At 30.1% G+C, this 20,335-nt stretch carries 14 protein-coding genes and 1 pseudogene; 3 read left to right on the top strand and 12 right to left on the bottom strand.

The genetic code is table 11. The features are described from left to right. Positions 1-47: 47 nt before the first annotated feature. From HGI79_RS00460 to HGI79_RS00440, 5 genes and pseudogenes are all read right to left on the bottom strand, one after another. Positions 48-1,205, bottom strand: a complete 1,158-nt coding sequence (locus HGI79_RS00460; protein WP_185648754.1) for an MFS transporter — start codon at positions 1,203-1,205, stop codon at positions 48-50. Between the two features lie 66 nt (positions 1,206-1,271). After that, positions 1,272-7,088 carry a non-ribosomal peptide synthetase gene (locus HGI79_RS00455; protein WP_185648753.1) on the bottom strand — a complete coding sequence of 1,939 codons (5,817 nt, stop codon included), beginning with the start codon at positions 7,086-7,088 and terminating at the stop codon, positions 1,272-1,274. A 207-nt stretch (positions 7,089-7,295) separates the two neighbouring features. Then, positions 7,296-7,991, bottom strand: coding sequence for a thioesterase II family protein (locus HGI79_RS00450; protein ID WP_185648752.1), 696 nt, complete (start codon positions 7,989-7,991; stop codon positions 7,296-7,298). A 307-nt stretch (positions 7,992-8,298) separates the two neighbouring features. Then, positions 8,299-8,681, bottom strand: a pseudogene (locus HGI79_RS00445) (Na+/H+ antiporter NhaA); the annotation flags it as partial. Positions 8,682-8,733: 52 nt separating this feature from the next. Beyond that, entirely contained in the window at positions 8,734-9,384 is a 651-nt protein-coding gene (locus HGI79_RS00440) for a phosphoribosyltransferase (protein ID WP_207725660.1), read from the bottom strand. A gap of 741 nt (positions 9,385-10,125) precedes the next feature. Here HGI79_RS00440 and HGI79_RS00435 point away from each other — a divergent pair. After that, positions 10,126-11,355: an MGDG synthase family glycosyltransferase gene (locus HGI79_RS00435; protein ID WP_185648751.1), complete on the top strand. Its 1,230-nt coding sequence runs from the start codon at positions 10,126-10,128 to the stop codon at positions 11,353-11,355. Positions 11,356-11,584: 229 nt separating this feature from the next. Here the strand turns inward: HGI79_RS00435 and HGI79_RS00430 are convergent, their stop codons facing one another. From HGI79_RS00430 to HGI79_RS00400, 7 genes are all read right to left on the bottom strand, one after another. After that, positions 11,585-12,022 (bottom strand): putative ABC transporter permease, encoded by a 438-nt coding sequence (locus HGI79_RS00430; RefSeq protein ID WP_185648750.1) that lies wholly within the window; start codon positions 12,020-12,022, stop codon positions 11,585-11,587. A 210-nt stretch (positions 12,023-12,232) separates the two neighbouring features. Next, positions 12,233-12,631 carry a large-conductance mechanosensitive channel protein MscL gene (gene mscL, locus HGI79_RS00425; protein WP_185648749.1) on the bottom strand — a complete coding sequence of 133 codons (399 nt, stop codon included), beginning with the start codon at positions 12,629-12,631 and terminating at the stop codon, positions 12,233-12,235. Between the two features lie 335 nt (positions 12,632-12,966). Further along, positions 12,967-13,683 carry an ABC transporter ATP-binding protein gene (locus HGI79_RS00420; RefSeq protein ID WP_185648748.1) on the bottom strand — a complete coding sequence of 239 codons (717 nt, stop codon included), beginning with the start codon at positions 13,681-13,683 and terminating at the stop codon, positions 12,967-12,969. Beyond that, complete coding sequence (locus HGI79_RS00415) at positions 13,676-14,446, bottom strand: ABC transporter ATP-binding protein (RefSeq protein ID WP_185648747.1); 771 nt, start codon at positions 14,444-14,446, stop codon at positions 13,676-13,678. The genes HGI79_RS00420 and HGI79_RS00415 overlap by 8 nt, the downstream gene beginning before the upstream one ends. After that, positions 14,446-15,504, bottom strand: a complete 1,059-nt coding sequence (locus HGI79_RS00410) for a branched-chain amino acid ABC transporter permease (protein ID WP_185648746.1) — start codon at positions 15,502-15,504, stop codon at positions 14,446-14,448. Before HGI79_RS00410 ends, HGI79_RS00415 begins: the two co-directional genes overlap by 1 nt. Positions 15,505-15,507: 3 nt before the next feature. After that, positions 15,508-16,401 carry a branched-chain amino acid ABC transporter permease gene (locus tag HGI79_RS00405; RefSeq protein WP_185648745.1) on the bottom strand — a complete coding sequence of 298 codons (894 nt, stop codon included), beginning with the start codon at positions 16,399-16,401 and terminating at the stop codon, positions 15,508-15,510. Positions 16,402-16,417: 16 nt separating this feature from the next. Further along, positions 16,418-17,587 (bottom strand): ABC transporter substrate-binding protein, encoded by a 1,170-nt coding sequence (locus HGI79_RS00400; RefSeq protein ID WP_185648744.1) that lies wholly within the window; start codon positions 17,585-17,587, stop codon positions 16,418-16,420. A gap of 610 nt (positions 17,588-18,197) precedes the next feature. Between HGI79_RS00400 and HGI79_RS00395 the strand changes: the two genes are divergently transcribed. Then, on the top strand, positions 18,198-19,193 hold the full coding sequence (locus HGI79_RS00395; RefSeq protein WP_185648743.1) for a MarR family transcriptional regulator: 996 nt from the start codon (positions 18,198-18,200) through the stop codon (positions 19,191-19,193). 48 nt (positions 19,194-19,241) lie between these two features. Beyond that, positions 19,242-20,318, top strand: a complete 1,077-nt coding sequence (locus HGI79_RS00390; RefSeq protein WP_185648742.1) for a GIY-YIG nuclease family protein — start codon at positions 19,242-19,244, stop codon at positions 20,316-20,318. The last annotated feature ends 17 nt before the right edge of the window (positions 20,319-20,335 follow it).

Here is a 20,335-nt window from a genome sequence, read left to right as displayed (position 1 = left end):
CAAAAACCGGTATTGTCTTTTGCATAATTATTGCTAAAAGTTAAAAGCTAATTTACGTACTTTAGATTTTTTACTTTTCCAAATAAATGTGGTAAAAGTATTACTAAAAGTACCAAACTTAAACTAAATAAATAATTATTACCGAGCCTATCCATGGCAAAAGAAGATAGTAATGGACCAGCCCCAGATCCAAAACCATAAAAGAAAGTAAACATTGAGGTGGCTGAAATAATCTCTTCACTATCCAAGCCTTGAGCCGCAAGTGCCAAAGATACAGGATAAATAGCTCCTACACCAACACCTGCAATAAAGGAAAAGATCAATATATAGTTTAAGTTATTAAACTGAACTATTCCAACAATGGACAAAATAGATATTAATACACTTATTATTAATCCCTTTTCACGTCCTATCCTATCGCTAATGTATGTAATTGGTAACGTTCCACTTATTCCACCAATTACAAACATTCCTAAAGCATATCCCATTTGAGAAAGAGAAAAGTTACTCTGCAATAAAAATAAAGGATAAAGTGCAGCAATAGTATTTTCAATAAATCCATAAGAAAATGCACCTTGTAAGGATAATGAAACTTTCTTAATTACTTGTTTATTAGAATTTGTAGATATTGTTAGTTTATCCTTTATCTTAAAATGCATCATAAGCGCTGCAATGAGCAAGGAAGTAGCTCCTACTATAAATGGAAGCCATACGTAGCTTTCATACATTTTAGGACCTCCTATGATGCCACTAGCAAAGCCTAAAGCAAAAAACAAGGTGTACACTCCACTAACAATTCCTCTTGTATTGTCATCTGAAAAGCTATGCAAGGCAGTTTGAGTACCTACTAAATGAAAACTTACACCTAACCCCATTAATGCCATTAAAATAAACCAAGCTAAACCACTAGACAACCTTGGAAAAACCAGAGTACATATGGAACTTATAAATAAACCTAAGGAAATAAGACTCTTTAAATCTTTGTTTTTCATTTTTTTATTAATAAATATTGTCCCAAAAGCAATTGTAAAAAAATATACAGAAGAAATAACCCCAATTAATGTATTACTTACATTATTTTTAGACATATGAGTAGATGTAAGAGGAATTATTATACCCATGGCGCTGCCTATTAAAAATGCCATTATGTAAATTACCCACTTGTTATTGCTGCATAATTCAGCGATTTTTGTATTTTTATTCATTTACATAACCTCTCAAATTAATATTGATTTCTATCTAATTCTTCATTTCTTAAATAAGGGATTTAATTATCTTGTTTTTAATGCACCTTGAAGCATTACCATTTGCTGCGAACCAAACCAATACATATCCTGCTTTCCATACACCTTAATAGTTTCCCCAGTTATGCAATCAGAACCAGGAGATGATAAAAACATAACAACTTCTGCTATTTTCTCAGGTTGTATAGCCTTAGCTTTAAAGGCTTGTGGAGCCATATCTGTATCAACTAAAGCTGGACAAACGGCATTAACTTGAATATTGTGGATTTTTAATTCTTCTGACAATGATTTAGTTAATCCTAAAATACCATGCTTTGATGCAGAGTAAGCACTCATAAGTGGATATCCAATTAATGCAGAATCCGACCCTATATTTATAATTCTTCCACCCTGTTGTTTTATCATATAAGGAACTACTGTATAACATAAATTATAGGTTCCAAATAAATTTGTATTCACTATGTTTTTCCATTCTTCAGGTTTTGTATCTAGTAGGGAAGCCATTTTTGTTATACCTGCATTGTTAACAAGAATGTCAATTTTGCCAAACTTTTTTATCACTATATCTATTTCTTCTTTTACTCTATCAATATCAGTAATATCAGTTGCTATAATATAAGCTTTGCTTCCAAGCCTTCGAATTTCCTCTGCTGTTTCTTCAAGTTGTTTAACATTTCTAGCCATTATAACTACCATTGCACCTTCACTTGCCATTGATAGCGCAATGGCTTTTCCTATTCCTCTTCCTCCTCCAGTGATAACTGCAACCTTATCTGATAATAATCCTTTAACTTTTGATTCTGTAAATTGCAAATCATGCTTTGATGCAATCTGCGGAACCGATGAAAGCATTAATTTAAGAGTTTCAATATATTTATCTCCTAACATCTTAACAGTTGTATCTTTAAATAGATTTTTTGAGTATTCTATTTCAAGCTTTAACTCTTCATCTACTATTGAGAAAAAGAATTCTAATATTGATGTTCTCTTTTGATGTGGTAATGAATATCTCCTATCAATACTTTCTTTAGAAAATTCTATGGATTCAAAATTAGGAAGATTTCTGTTTCCAAGGTAATTTGCTCTTACAGGCGTCAATTTTGTATCTGGATACATATAAAGTGGAAGATTGTCTGAAATAAGATCATAGCTAACTCCATTCATTGGTAATTCATCAAAACTACCCTTTATTTTTTGAACTATATCCTTTATTTCATCATTTGCTTCTACATTTATATCTAATGGAAAATTCACCGCAAAATCACCAGCAGTCTCAAAGAATGAATTATTTCCTATATTTCTACCATGAACTCTATGACTTACAACCACCCTTGAATTGTTATAGACTTCATTTAACATTTTATAGAGTGGTGCTAATAAAATAGAATAAACATTAGTATTAAAATGTTTCTTTGCTCTCCCTAATAAAGTAGAGGTAGACAATTTGTCTAGTGTAAAAGTCTCTGTAACTGCTGATTTCTCATCATTAGGTCCTTTATTAAAATCAAAAGGAATATTAAATGCATGATCCTCTGAAGGAAATTTATTTTTCCAATAATCAATAAACTTTGAGCCTTTATCCTTCTTTTCTTTTTCAACAGTTAAAATAAAGTCCTTATATGATTTTACTGGTGGTAATTTTACTTCTTCCTTTCCCGAAAGAAGCTCTGCGTAAATTTTCCACATATCTTGAAATAATATCTTATTAGTAATCACATCTGATATGAGATGATGTCCTACAACTGATATATCATAAGCATTTTCTGAAATCTTAACTACTATTACCTTCCATAAAGGCCATCTGTCCACATGTAATTCTTCTATTATTTTTATTATTATATTTTGAACATCATTGTTTCTTTGTTCTATTGAAAGATGAGTTCCATCATAAAAGTCTGCCTTTACTTTTAAATTTTCAGGAAGAATTTTTTGAATCCATTTGTTTCTCTCTTGAACTAGCTCACATCTCAATATATCATGACGGTTGCATAGCAAAGTAAGTGCCTTATTAAACAGTTCAAAATCCAAGGGTTGCTTAAAAGTAAACCTAGTAAAACCTGTCCATTGATATGGATAGTCAAAATAATTCATAAGCCACTTTTGTGCTGGAGCAAGTGGAACTGTACTAACTTCTGCCCTTTGTTTAGCTCCAGTAATCTCACTAACTTTAGCTTCTATTTCAACTGCTACTTCAGCTGTTTTAGGTTCTATGCTTACTTTGTTAGCTTCAACTTCGCCTTTTACTGACACTATATTAACTAATGCTTTTCTATCAACCTTTCCATTTGGGGTTTTAGGCAAACTTTCTAACCATTGTATACTATGAGGAATCATATATTCTGGTAGTTTACTTGATATTTTTCCTTTTATTTCCTTATCATCTACAGGTATTCCAGATAAACACGCAACTAGTCTCTTTTGACTTAAGCCATGATCAATAGCTATAACTGCTGCTTCTTTTACATTAGGATGACTATCAAGTGCTGCTTCAATTTCACCTAACTCAACTCTAAAGCCTCTAATTTTTATTTGATTATCTATACGACCATGATATTCATAGCTTCCACCAGGATTTTTTGAAGTTAAATCTCCTGTTTTATATAAATATTCTCCTGGTATTTCCTTGAATGGATTTGGTTTAAAAGCTTCTGCAGTCTTTTCTAGATTATTTAAATATCCCTTAGCAACTTGTATACCTCCAATCCACAATTCCCCTATTTCACCTACTGGAAGTTCCTTCATATTTTCATCTAAATTAAGAATATAAACATTATCAACAGGCTTACCAATTGGTATACTTAATTCTCCATCAGAGCCAGGTCTCTTTTCTATAATATGATAAGTAACATCTATGGAAGCTTCTGTAGGTCCATATAAATTGGCAAGTCCTGTAGACATTCCATATCTATCTATCCATTTTTGTATAAATGACATAGGTAATGCTTCTCCACTATAAATAAGCCAACGTAAGTCTTTAAATTCATAGTTGTCCTCTTCTATAGTATGGACAAATTCTCCAAACAGAGAAGGAACAAAATGCATAATATTTATTCTGTTTTCTATGATCCATTCAGCTAATCTCCATGGATTTCTAACAATTTCTTTTCTAACTGGACATACCGTTCCACCATACATCAACGGCCAAAATAATTCCCATATTGATATATCAAAGCAACAAGAAGTTTTTTGTGCAACCCTTTCTCCTACCTTTAAATTAAACATTTTCTGATGCCATTCAAGCCTATTCATATATCCTTCATGAGTTAACATAACTCCTTTAGGATTTCCTGTTGACCCTGATGTATAAATAATTAGCATTAAATCATCAGCACTATTAACATACTGTGGAGCATCACTTGGATATTCATTCCAAGTACTTTTTTCAACCTGTACAAAGCTAACAGCCCCTTGAATAGGTTGTCCGTAATCCAAAAATATTACGCCTTGAATATTCTCATCATCTTCAAGCAGGTTTGCTAATTGATCCTTTAATGAGTTTTCTGTTAGAAGTATTTGTATTTTTGCATGATTTATTATATATCTAATACGATCCATAGGATAAGTTGCATCAACAGGAACATATGCTGCTCCAGACTTTAAAATACCAAGCATTCCTATTAACATTAGAGATCCTGGTAATGTCATAATTCCAACCAAAGAACCTTTTTTTACTCCTTGTGCTCTTAAATAATTCGCAACTTTATTAGATAAGTTGTCTAATTCTCTATAGGTTATTTTTTCATCCTTATAAAGTATTGCTATCTCATTAGGCGTTTCCTTGCATTGCTGTATTATTTTCATATATGGGATTTGTATATCTAAAATATTCTCATAATCATTTACTTCTTCTTTTGAACCACTTTCAATACCTTTATCAATAACTGAAAGTATTTCTCTTAGCGTTCTACATTCAAACAATGCATTTTTATTAACATTTTTATAAATCTTTGTAATTCTTGTAATTATACGGATACGTTCTAGTGAATCCATTCCAAATTCAGCTTCTAAATCTTTGTCAATATCATTATTGTTAATTGATACACAACAAATTTCCTTAAATAAGTTGCAAACTTCATCAATAACATTTGATTTATAACTTGTACTTTTTTCATTAATAGTTTGAGACTGTAAATTATAAGAGACTAATTCTTCAATATTATTTATTAAACTCTTAATAACAGAATCCACATACTCCTTTTTAAAGAATGAGCTATCATAATTTGAAGATATTAACATTTTACCTTGAAAAATTTCCACAAGGTTATCAATAGCCCCTGCATTAGTGGAGGTATATGCTTCATAATCATAAACATTTATATCCTCATAATATTCATTTATATTTGTATTTCCAACAAAAGATAGATACAAATTGGATTTTAAGCTTGCTCTTATAAAAGCTGAAGTAAGCTCTGACATCTCACCATGTTCTAGCATCTCCTTTTCTCTCACTTCAGATGCTGCCTGGTAGATTTGTTCTCTATCAAATCCAGCGGCTATAGCATTCTTTATTTCCTTATCTACTCTTTTAATTAAAGTTTCCCAATTTTCATTATCCTCCTCAAAATAAAAGCTTAATGCTAAATTTTGAGCAAAACACCCTAGCACTCCTGTAGCATCCACATTAGGATATATTTTTCCACCAGTAGGTAAATTGAATATAATATTTTTTGCTTCTCTGTCTTTTTCTTTAATTGTTTTTAAATAAGCACTAACAATTAAGGTAAACAAAGATACACGAAAAGCTTTTGTGCATAAAACTAGTTTATTTACTACATCTTTATCTATCCAATACTTTATACTTTTTACATCTGCATATGGATGAGTTACTTTTTTACTTTTTTCATATGGATTAAAAAAATATTTTCCCTTGCCTTGCTTTTTTAAATATTCTTGAAGATTTTTTTCATCTTCAACATCTTTCCATGAATTAATTTTTTCTATTATCTCATTATAATCAGTAACATCAATTTTATTGGATAATTTAAATTCTTTACCAGATATCTTAGCTCCATATAATCCTAGTAATTCTTTAATTATCTGCTGATTTCCTAATCCATCAGAAATAAGATGGTTATTAGAAAATATGATTTCATATTCTAAATCCTTCGTCTGAATTACCATAATATTATGTAACGGCCATTTAAATATGTTAAACTTCTTATTTATTAAATTTTCAATAGTTTGCTTTATTTCTTTATTTTGTTCTTCGACAGCCAAGTGCCTAATATCTTGTAAAGTAATTTTTTCTGGAACTGGATTTTTTAAAGCTACCAATTTATATTCTTTAAATGCTTTTATATCTTCCGACACTTTAAAATAAGATCTTAATATAGGATGATGACTTATTAACTCTTTCCAGCTTTCCCATAAATAATCTATATTTAACTTTCCTCTTACCTTAACTCCAGAACAAATTGTTATTGTACCAACCGCCCAATAAGACGCTAAAAATGGATATTGGGCATTTGAAATTTCAAGTTGTTGTTCTTTATCAACGTCTTCATTTTTTGAAATTTCATTTTCATTTACTTTATTATTAGTTTGTAATTCATCAAAATCATTATTTTTAGATGAATTCCATTGATGAAAAACATCTACAATATCTCCTATTGTATCTAACACCATAAGTGATTCTACAGGATATTGTTTTGTAAAATCTCCTACTTCATCTTTAGGAATAAGCTTCATCAATTCATTCATAAGTGTTACCATTTTTATTGAATCAAAACCTAAGTCCCCTTCAAGATACATATCTACTTCTAAATCTTCAATATTGTGACCTGTAATCTGTGAGATTAGTTTTAAAATTGATAACTTAGTATTACTAAATTCATTGTTTAACATACATATACACCACCCTAACCTATATTATTTCTAAAAAATATAATTTTAAATTTTTTCTAATCGGTATAAATTTCACTTTAAATTATTTACACCTTTTTATATTTTCTTTGATTAATATAATGTTACTAATATTTTTGTATATATAACCTCCTAATCACGTAAACTTATTTATGCAAGTTTACTTTAATTACTTTATTTAATAAATTCTTAATTTAAAGTTGTATTTATAATACTTATTAAAGCTTCAAGATTCTCATTTAAATAAAAATGACCTCCATTAAATAAATATATACTGCAACTTTTTGATGTATGCTGTTTCCAACCTGAAATATCATTTATTGTTAAGTCATCATTCTTACCATTTATAATTGTTATATTACAATCTAGTTTGCAGTGCTTTTCAACATATTTATATGTTTCAAATATACCTAAATCTGCTCTTAATATAGGTGCAAAAATATTTAACATATCTCTATTCTCAAAAACTTCCTTTGGAGTTCCTGAAAACTCTAAAATTCTATTTTTAAATTCTATATCTGATAAAGTATGAATAAGTCTATTTTTATACATTATATGAGGTGCTTTTTTACCTGAAAAGAAAATATGCTTAGGTGATTTATTTTTTAATTTCATTATGTGATAAGTTAGTTCATAAGCTATTAAGCTTCCCATACTATGACCGAAGAAAGCATAATCAGTTTGCAAGTTATTTTTAATAATTTCATAAATATCTTCAACAATTTCGTTAATATTGTTGTATAAATTTTCATTGAATCTTTTTCCTCTTCCTGCTAACTCTATTGGACAAATCTCAATTGAAGGATTTATATATTTCTTCCACTTTGAATAAACAGCAGCAGAACCACCAGCATGTGGTATACAAAATAGTTTTACTTTTTTCATAACATTCATCCTTTACATTTTTAGATCTATACCAAGTTTCAAATAGAAAAAATGCAAATTTAAAATTTTTAAAAAAATCATAGGACATTTCTACAATCAGTATTTAGTGGAAATTCTCAAACTTGTAAAGTGGTATTTTCTCTCTAAATAATTCAATTTTTTATTTATTTCACTTACATATTTTATATAATTTACATAAATATTATATAATTGATTAATATGTGCAAATACCTTATATTTACAATATACTATAATTTTTAATAATTATACAGATTTATCATTAAATAAATGTTAAATTTTTTTTACAAATTACAAGAATAGCTCCTAAATCATCAACTATGGCTAAAGCTGTAAGAAAGACTACAATTCCCTTAGGTGCTTTTTTTCTTCCTACCAAAGAAAGTATCCCTAAAGCGAATGCAATATCTGTAGCCATTGGAATACCACAACCTATACTAGTTTGTTTTTTATAATTAAATATTATATAGATAATTGCTGGAACAATCATACCACCAACAGCTGCCGCAACAGGTACTATGGTTTTTTTATAGATTTAAGCTCTCCAACTACAAAGAAAAATATTGCCATTAATCCGTCATTAATCCAATGAAGAACTGACATTAACAACGAGAATTTTCCGTATTCAATAGTTATATAGCTATGAAATATATGGTCGTATGTTAAAGCAAATTATAAAATTTGCCCAACCGTAAATATTTCTATTCATTTTTGTAATTTAATACTAAATAATAATACTCTTCTTCTTTAATTTATCTATTATTTTGAATACCTCTTCATCAGTAACCTGTTCAAAATTCATATAGTATACCCCTACAGCAGAAAAGTCTTCTGGTATATGAATACATATTATCTCATCTACAAGCTCTTCAAATTTTTCAATTGTTTCCTTAGGACTTACAGGCACAGCTAGAATAATTTTCCTCGCTCCTTGTTTCTTAATAGACTTTATTGCTGCAAGTAAAGTAAAGCCTGTAGCAATTCCATCGTCAATAATAATTACAGTTTTATCTTTAACCTCTGGAAATGTATCTGTTCCTCTATATTCTCTCATTCTTCTTTTAATTTCGTATGTTTGTTCAGAGACTTCCTGTTCTATATACTCTTGCGATATATGAAGCATCTTAACATAATAGTCATCTACAAAATAACTCCCGTCCACTGACACTGCTCCTATAGCTACTTCTTTGTTTTGTGGAGCACCTATCTTTCTTGGAATAATCAAATCCCATTGACAACCAAACTTTTTAATTGTATCATATGCTGTTTCTAACCCTCCCCGAGGCACTGCAAGAATAATCGCATTTTCATCTTTAAATTTTTCAAGAATAGCGGCAAGTTTTTCTCCTGCATCTTTTCTGTCTAAAAATATCATCTAAAAAAACACCACACTTTTTAGTTTAATTTAGTATAAGTTTTAACTGAATCATAGCTATCTATTCTTATAAACTCTATTTTTATAATTATTTTTCACCAATTCCTTGGTAATGTACTCAACAGCTTTTTGTGCTTCAACCTTCAATCTCACTCCATCTGTCATATACATTTAACACAAATGCTAAGTTTCAGTTTTATATAATTTTAATATATTTTAACCTAATTATAATTATAATTTAATTTTCTTTTAATCTTAGTTAGGTAATATATAGATTAGTTATGATAATTTTTGACTAAGTTTCTTTATTCAAATAGAGTTTATCATTTTATATTACACAACATTTATTAAATAGCTAAATTTTTTAGTATAGATAAAGTGAAACTTGAATCAGATGAGGTTTTTTACCCCTACCTGATTCTTAGTTGAACAAATCCTGGGACGTATCCGCTCTTTACTCCCAGTTAAGCAGAGAGCCAAAATCTGTGATTTTGTGCGAATAGGTTAAGCAGACATACAAAATCTGCAATTTTGATATGGTCGCTTACTCTGTGATTACTCCTCTGAAGAGGAGTTTCCTATAAAGATGGGAGTATTAGAGCGGGTAGTCATCGGATAAAAATATTCTTTTGTAAATAATGAGTTTATAGGGCAATCTATTTATATAATTAGTATTAACTGGTATAATTTATATTTAATTGTGATTTTATTAATTTATTTAACGATGAAAGGAAAAATATAATGTTGAAAACTATACTTATTATTTCATCTAACTTTACTGGACATGGTCATAAAAGTATAACTGAATCTTTAAATGAACATTTTAAAGAAAATAATACTGTTAAAGTCCATGTTGTAGATGGATTCTCCCTTGGTGGAAAAGCTCTACTTAATATGGCTAAGTCATATGGTCCAATAACTAGGAATTCCGAAAATTTATGGGAACTGATATGGGAGCTATCATCTATTAGGCCATCATTTGTTAATGAATTTATTGAGCTAGTCATAGAAAATAACTTTATAAATCTACTAAAAGAAGTTAGGCCTGATTTAATTTTATCTGTACACCCTAATTTTAATGGATCTATTATAAATATATTAGAAAAGCGTAAGATTAATATTCCTCTTGTTACTTTAATTGCAGATTTAGTAAGTATATATCCATTATGGGCGGATCCAAGAGTCAACTATATTATAAGTCCAACAGTGGAAGCAAAAGATAAATGCATTGAATATGGAGTTTCAGAAGAGAAAATAAAACTTTTAGGCTTTCCAGTACGTTCAAGGTTTCAAAAACCTACGGAAGTCCTGGACGAATATAATGATTATAATACAGATACGCCTTTAAGATGTCTAATAATGAGCGGCGGTGAAGGTGTAGGAAATATGAAGAAAATAGCTGAAATTCTTCTTAATAACTTTAATTGTACTGTAAAAATTGTTGCAGGCAGAAATACAAGATTAAGAAATAGATTACAGCAATCCTTAGGTGAAAAATATGGTGATAAAGTTGAAATTTATGGTTTTTTGGAAAACATACAGGACTTAATGCTCTCCTGTGATATTGCGATCACAAGAGGAAGCCCTAATGTTATGATGGAAGCCATAGCATGTAATTTACCATTAGTAATAACAGGTGCTTTACCTGGTCAGGAAGAGGGAAATCCAGAATTTGCAGAAAAGTATAATCTTGGAGTAGTATGTGAAGATATAAAAAACATAAAAAATACTATAAGTGATTTACTATCAAATAACGCAGAAAAATTAAATAAAATTAAAGATTCCCAAAGGAATTATAATGACCCTAACGTGTCAAAAAATATTGTTAATTTTCTTTTAAATATAGAAAATAACAGCAACTTTATAATATCCCCTATAGACTTTGATTCTCTTGAAACCACTAGCAACACTATTTTGGATAAGCATCTAAAAAAAATAAAGTTACCTATACTAAATAAAAGCAAATACTAATAAAAATTTTATCCCATGACTACAGGCCCTAAAACTTCCCCTTCTATAATTGGTAAGTTACTAGCGTTCTCTAGCTTTATCTAGTTAAGAATTCTTATGCTGTGCATACTGAAACTCTCTAGCTTTAGCCTATTAAAATTCTTATACTGCCTATAACTGCTGATACATGCCGGGCTGGTTCAACTAACACTTAGATGGGGTTAAAACTCCATCTAAGTGAAGTTTCACTTTATAAAAGATAGATTAGCTGCTTATAGGTTTCTCTTATCTTATAGGGTTTGCCTTCACCATATACCTTCCACCTTAGCCAATCATCAAGCCATATTACAAAGGGTGTAAGTAAAAACCATAGAATAGTATAAGTTAAGCATATTTGCCCCTTAATGTTAGCCCATCTATTAGAATAATCCCATATTCTAAGTTTTAGCCATATATTTAATATAACACCTGAAACAAACTCTATTGAAACAATTATTATTGTACCTAATATACATTGCTGCCAAATTTTAAATTTGTAATACTTAGGAAACTGATTTAGCAACCCTATAAGCACTCCACAAATACCACCTACAAACAACATTGATATATTAGTCCAACCTCGCCAAAAGCCTTCCGCAGTAAAATATAACATACCCATGATAAATCCTAATATAATAAGTTTTTTCATTACACGGTCACTTCCTAGATATTTCCTTAATTATTCTGTTAAATACTTAAACCCTTGGCTTATACAGTCTAAGATAACCAATATTCTTAAGTTAACATATAGTTTATCCTTTTTAGTATAACCCTTAGATCATTGTTTTCATTCATCTTATTATATTTAGTTTTTATACGATATTCTTTAACTGACAAATGCACTATAAATAAAAGAGATTTACTTTGTTCTCTTTTTAAGTAAATCTCTAATTTCAGTAAGAAGAAGTTCCTCCTTAGATGGTTGAGAATTTTTATCCTGTGCCTCCTCTTTCTTTTTAAGGGAAGTTATCCCCTTCACAAGGAGAAAAATGGAGAAAGAAATAATGAGAAAGTCTGCTATAGACTGCATAAATTGGCCATATTTCACGGCTAATTCTGCTGCTCCATTTTGAGCTGGTCGTATAACGAGCTTTAAATTTGTAAAGTTTATACCACCTATTAGTATTCCTAGCACCGGCATGATTATATCGTTTACTAAAGATGAAACTATCTTTCCAAAAGCACCTCCAATAATAACTCCTACAGCTAAGTCAATAACATTTCCTTTTACTGCAAATTTTTTAAATTCTTCAAACATAACATCAAATCTCCTACTTGTTATCATTTAGTTATTTTTACACCTATAACGTTGTACTATGTATCAAATATAAAAAACCTTACACCCAAAAGAAAAGTAACAAAAGAGTCTAAAGCTAAAATTGCTGTAGGCCTTTACACACCAATGGTTTATTCTATTTTTTATAACCACACTTTAGTTACATGGTATATATGTATAATTTTAAAAACAAGTAAAAATTTAGGGAGCACATTAGATTTATATAGATCCAATCCAATGTGCTCCCTTTTTATCTATAGAGATCCAACCTCAAAACTTCAGTTATGCTGCAGTTCCCTACAAGGAAAAAGACCTGATTACTTTACAGCAGCTTCGCCAAGGTAAGCTTTTTTAATTTCTTCATTATTAAGTAAATCCTTACCTGTACCTTTTAGTGTTATTTTTCCAGTTTCCATAATATAACCTATATCAGCTATTCTTAAAGCTGCATTGGCATTTTGCTCTATCAGAAGAACAGTCATACCTTCCTTATTGATTCTCTGTATAATTTCAAATAGTTCTTTTACTATTATAGGAGCAAGACCTAAGGAAGGCTCGTCCATCATTATTAATTTAGGTCTTGACATAAGAGCTCTCCCTATGGCAAGCATCTGCTGTTCTCCACCTGAAAGAGTACCTGCAGCTTGCCAAGTTCTTTCTTTTAATCTTGGAAAAAGTGAATATACTTTTTCAAGATCTTCTGCTATGCCACTGCGATCTTTTCTTGAATAAGCACCTATCTTTAAGTTTTCAAGTACTGTAAGATCTGCAAAAACTCTTCTTCCCTCTGGAACCAAAGCTATACCTTTTTTAACCATGTTCTCAGTATTAAGCTTTGTTAAATCAGTGCCTTCATAATCTATACTACCGCTTTTAGGTTTAACAAGACCTACTATAGATTTTAATGTAGTACTTTTACCTGCTCCATTTGCTCCAACCAGAGTTACTATTTTGCCGCTTGGTACCTCTAAACTTATACCTTTTAAGGCTTCTATACCACCATAGGATACTACTAAATTATCTATCTTAATCATCTTCAGATACCCCCAAATATGCATCTATAACCTTTTTATCATTTTGTATTTCAGAAGGCGTACCTTCAGCTATAGTAATTCCATATTCAAAAACCTGTATTTTATCTGATAAACCCATAACCATACTCATATGATGCTCTATCATAAATATAGATAGATTGAACTTTTCTTTAATTTCACGGACAAAAGCTGTGAGTTCATCCGTTTCTGTAGGATTCATACCAGCAGCAGGTTCATCAAGTAGAAGAAGCTTAGGGTTTGTGGCAAGAGCTCTTGCTATTTCAAGTTTTCTCTGTTTACCATAAGGAAGAGAACTAGCCTTTTCGTATCTTAAATCTTGAAGCCCTAGTTCTTCTAAAAGAGCAATTGACTTTTCAATCATTTCCTTTTCTTCTCTTCTGTACTTTGGCAGCTTTAATGTAGCTTCAATAAAATTTGATTTAATATGAACATGATTAGCAATTAATACATTATCAAGTACACTTAAATCTTTAAAAAGCCTAATATTTTGGAAAGTTCTTGCTATACCTGCCTGAGTTATAAGATCCTGCCTCATTCCAGTAACATCTGTATTATTAAAGATTATTTTTCCCTTTGTAGGTGTATAAACATTTGTTATCATATTAAAAGCTGTAGTTTTACCCGCTCCATTAGGTCCAATTAGAGAAACTATTTCACCTTCATTAATTTGAAGATTAAAATCTTTTACAGCAGTAAGACCACCAAATTGCATTGTTGCATTTTCTACCTTTAGTAATGCCATTATTTATTCCCCCCTTCTTCTAGAGGTTTGTTATTAGAATTTCTAAATATTGATTTCCATGTAAGTTCCTTTGTTCCCATAAGTCCATTTCTAAAGAACAATACTATAATCATAAGTAAAACGGAAAAAACAACCATTCTAAGTCCTGGTATACCCTGGAACTTTAAAAATCCAAAACTAAATTGTTTTTCCATATCCAAAAATCTTAAAACCTCACCTAAAATTGTCACAAGAAAAGCTGAAACTACTGTACCAGTGACGCTTCCCATACCTCCAATAACTATTATAAGCAGTATGTTAAAGGTAAGAACAAACTTAAACATATTAGGGTCTATAGTACCAAGTAAGTTTCCTAAAAGACCTCCACCTATACCTGCAAAGAAAGCACCTGTAGTAAAGGCTATAGTTTTATGTTTAAATAAATTTATTCCCATACTTTCCGCTGCAATTTCATCTTCTCTTATGGATTTTAAAGCTCTTCCATAAGAGCTATTTATTAGAGAAACAATAATTATGATAGTAACAATTGCTATACCAAAGCTCCACCATAAATTAGTTTTATGTGGAATACCTCTAAGTCCCAAAGCACCATTAGTTAAACCTTGAGCATTATTAAGAACTATTCTTATAATTTCTGCAAAACCTAATGTAGCAATAGCTAAGTAATCTCCCTTAAGTCTTAAAGCAGGAGCACCTATTAAAAATGCAAGTACTGCTGAAACAAGTCCTGCCAAAATTAATGCTGGTAAAAATGGCATGGATATATGATTTAGAGGAGCCATTAAAGGTTCCATAAAGAAATTCTGATTTTTAACTTTTTCAGACATAGTAAGAAGCGCAGAGGTATAAGCACCTACTGCTATAAAACCAGCATGTCCAAGTGAAAACAAACCAGTAAATCCATTTATCAAGTTCATACTAAGTCCAAGAATTGTATATATTGCACACAAGTTTAAAATTCTAATTTTATATGTATCTAAGCCATTATTTGCAGCTAATAAGAGTAAAAATACAATTGCAATAAGAGCTATAGTTAAAATTTTATTTCTCTCTTTCATATTTTACACCTTCTCTGTTAAATTTTTGCCCATTATTCCTGTAGGTTTAAATAACAATATTACTATTAAAAGTATGAAAGCAAAGGCATCTCTATATCCAGTTAACCCTGGAAGAAAAGCAACTAACATAATTTCACCTATACCAAGAATAAAACCTCCAATAACTGCTCCTGTAATATCTCCTATACCACCTATAACTGCAGCTATAAAGCACTTCAGACCAGGAATCATTCCCATTAGAGCAACTATTTGTGGATATTTAAGAGACCACATCATAGCTCCTACAGCAGCAAGCATTGAACCTACAGCAAAAGTAAAGGAAATTATTCTGTTTACCTTTATACCCATAAGTTTAGCTGTTTCAACGTCTTTAGCCACTGCTCTCATAGCCATACCAACATTTGTATGATTAACTAAATATAATAGAATAAATAACAATATTACAGTTACTACAGGAATTATAAAAGTAAGATTTTGAATGGCAACTCCACCTATAGTAACTACATTTGTAAATAACTTTGGAGTTGGAAATGCTTTTGGTCTTCCTCCAAATAAAACAACTGCTAAGTTTTCAAGCAAGAAAGAAACACCAATAGCTGAAATTAAAATAGATATTTTAGGTGCACTTCTAAGAGGTTTATAAGCTGTAAACTCAATGGTCATTCCAAGTAATCCCGTTATAACTACAGCTATTATAAAAGCAAAATACCAAGGAAGATTGAAAGTAGCTACTCCGAAAAATGCGAAGTAAGCAGCCATCATAAAAATATCTCCATGAGCAAAGTTTATAAGTTTTAGTATTCCATAAACCATGGTATAACCTATAGCTATAAGAGCATATAAGCTTCCAAGGGAAATTCCATTTGTTAAATGTTGCATAAATGTACTTAAAGTCATATTTTCACCACCTAATTTATTTCTGTTCTGGTTTTATGGTATCAAGATAAGTAAATTTACCATCTTTAACTACCTTTAAGACTGCATCTTTTACAGCGTTATTATTTTCATCTATAGTAATTACTCCAGCAGCACCAGGGAAGTTTTTAGTTTTCGCAATTTCTTCTCTTATTTTTACCGGATCTGTAGAATTAGCTCTTTTTATAGCATCTAGTATTACTAAGTAAGCATCATAGGATAAAGCTGTAACTGCAGCTGGTTCCTTTTTATATTCTTTTCTATACTCATCAAGGAACTTCTTTGATTCTTTAGTTATAGGAGTTTCAGTAGCAAAGAAAGTAGAGAAAACCGTTCCTTCCACTGCTTCCTTACCTATATCTATAAATTCTGGAGTTTCCCAAGTATCTGCTCCTATAATAGGAGTTTTTATGCCAAGCTGTCTTGCTTGTTTTATTATTAATGCTCCTTCAGTAAAGTTACCAGGAGCAAATATTACATCTGGATTTTTACTCTTTATATTTGTAAGCTGAGCTGTGAAATCCTGATCTCCTGTATTATAGCTAGCTTTAGCTACAATAGCATTTTTATCTCCTGTAATCTTTTCAAAGGCATCAGTAAAGAATTTACATATACCAACAGAATAGTCACTTGAAACTTCTTGAAGCAGTGCTACCTTTTTAGCCTTTAATTTTTCAGCGGCATACTTTGCCATAACAGTACCTTGGAAAGGATCTATAAAGCAAACTCTAAAATAGTAGTCATTTCCTGCAGTTACTAGAGGATTTGTAGCAGAAGCTGCCACCGCTGGAACCTTAGCATCCATAACTACATCTCCTGCCGCCATAGAGTTTCCGCTTCCCCAGCTTCCTATAATAGCATTAACCTTTTCCTGCTCTACAAGATTTGAAGCTGCACTAGCTGCTTCAACTTTATCAGACTTGTTATCTGCAAAAACTAATTCTACCTTTTTACCAAGAACTGTTGGATAAAGCTTGTTTGCAAGTTTTGCACCCTCTACTTCAAGCTGCCCCCCTGCCGCATTTGCTCCTGTCATAGGCTCAAATACTCCGATTTTTATCACATCGTTGTCCACTTTTGCTTTTGAGTCTGATTTGGAACCACAGCCTGCTAGCGTCAAAGAAGTTGACATAGCTAGTACCAAAAGCAAAGAAATTTTTCTTTTCATAAAAAATAGCCTCCTTAATTATAGCTGTAAATGTACGCATCTCAAAGACACTTGACAAAAAACACCACAAAGATGCAAGACATTATAGAAAATTATTGCAAAATCCTTAATGGCACTTTAGTGCCTTTTAAATGATTTCTGTCACATTATTAATTAATATATTGGAAAAAACTATTGAAAATTAATAATATAACAGGCAAATACACTACTTATTAACAGTTTATTCACATTGGTATTCTATATTATATAGTTAGATAAGTCAATACAAATGAAATAATATTGATTTGTATTTTTCATATTAATACTTTTTTAATTAAAATATTGCATACAAAAACATTGTTATATATCTATATGATTAATATCCATCAACTCTTTATTCTGAAAAATTTAAAGTACCGCAATAACTACCGCACTTAGTTTTAAAGTCTAGAGGTTATCCCTTAGACTTATAATTTTTTATTAACTTAGTACCTTTTGAGAGGTGAGCCTTGAATCTACAGTGGTTTTTAATTAAATATATTTTACTTTACTATTTTGAAAAAATTTTAAACACATTATTAAACTATGATATAATACTATTGACTAAAAATCATATTACAAGAGGTATCATATGAAACGAAATGATATAGGTTTTCAATTACACTCTTTTTACAATCTATCAAGATATGTATTTTTAAAAATTGAATACACATACAATCTTGAAATTGAAAAGCATGATATAACACTCCCTCAACTTAGAGTACTTTGGATAATTAGGTGTTTCCCTGGTATATCTCAAGACAAAATCGCAAAAATCGGCTGTTGGAGTCCACCTACAGTATCCGATATTATAAAGATATTATTTCAAAAAGATTTGATTTATAAAGAAGATACATCAAATAAAAAAACACATACACTTAAGTTAACCTCCCTAGGTGAAGAAAAAATTTTAGAAACCAAAATAAAGAAGGACTCAAACATAGCCTTATTAAAATTGTTAAATGAGTTTAGTTATGAAGATTTAAACCTTTTATCTGATACTCTTAAATTTACTATTATAACAGAGGACAACAAGTATATACTTGAATATATAGAAAGATTAAATGAACTAGAGCTTAAGTTTGATTTTAATGACTTTGCTAACAGCCAAAGAGATTACATAAAAAAACTTGTATTTATTTATAATTTAATTAGGATTTTTGTACTTACAATCCAGTCTAAGCATTCTAGCATACTTATTGATTTTAATTTAACATACCCTCAGTTAAGAGCACTTAATATTATAAAAGCCTTTCCTAATATAATCTCTTCAGAGCTTAGTAAAATAGGTTTTTGGTCAAAGTCAACTGCAAATCTGATTGTAAGGAATCTTTATAAAAAAGAATTAATTTATAAACAAAAGGGAAATGTAAAAAACTCAATACATATTAATATAAGTGATAAAGGAGAGTCTATACTATCCTATGATATTAAAAATAACTTTCAAAATATAGACATCATAAACACTTTAAAAAGTCTTCACAATGACCTAATATATATTAACTCAATACTTTCAAAAATGAATGATCTTATGGAAAATGATTTAGTAACCAATATTATTTTAAGAACCTACGAAGGTATGGTATAGGATTATGGAGTAGTCATGGGATAAAAATTGCTTAAAGGAGGAAATAGTATGGACTTAAAAGAAAAAATTAAAAAACTTCCTTCTTGCCCAGGCGTATACCTTATGAAGGATTCCCTTAATAGTGTTATTTATGTGGGTAAATCAAAAAACCTAAAAAACAGAGTTGGGTCATATTTTCAAAACTCAAAGTCACATTCCCCGAAGGTTTTGAAATTAGTTAAAAACCTAAAGGATTTTGAATATATACTTACTGATACAGAATTTGAAGCCTTTATGCTTGAATGTAAATTGATAAAAGGAATTAAACCTATATATAACAAACAAATGAAAAGTCCAAAATCTTATTCTTATATAAATGTGAAAATTAATGAAAAATATCCTGATATTGAAATTTCAAATGAACCCAGTAAAGGTGATGGAAAGCTTTGCTTTGGACCATACACAAATAGAAATACAGTAGAAAGAGGACTTCATGGCATAAAAGAATGCTGTAAAATACTATGCAGCAGTAATTCACGAAAAGCCTCCTGTTGTTTGAATTATTCTTTAGGCTTATGCATTGGCATGTGTTTAGATAGTACTCCAAGAGAACAATACTTTTCTATATTTGATGAAATAATAAAGCTCCTCAATGGTACTGACAAAAGCATTCTTGAAGAAATGGAATATAACATGAACAGTGCCGCAGAGAAATTTGATTTTGAAAACGCTGCTAAGTTTAGAGATTACATAAGTGCAGTAAACTATTTACTTGATAAAGTCAAGGTTGTGGAATTTATTGAAGAGAATAAAAATATCGCTTTGCTTGAGTATTTAGATGACCACAACGTTAAATTTTTTCTTATTAAGGGGAATAAAGTACTTTTTAGTGAAAAGTATGAACTAAAAAGCTTTGATTTAGAAAAATTAAAGGCCATTTTCAAAACCAATATTTTGTTTTACTTTAATGACAAAGGTGGAAATAGTTTAATAGAAATTGGAAGAGAAGAAATCGACGAGTCTCAAATAATTTATACTTACTTGAAAAGCAAATCTAGTAATTGCAAACATGTAATAATTTCAGAAAAATGGCTCAATGATCTAAATAATGTAAATATTGATAACACACTTAATGAATTGATATGATTACCAAATAACCCTGT

Source organism: Clostridium sp. DJ247 (genome assembly GCF_014231265.1).
The sequence above is the reverse complement of the archived record's forward strand: the minus strand, read 5'-3'. Positions and strand labels throughout refer to the sequence as shown.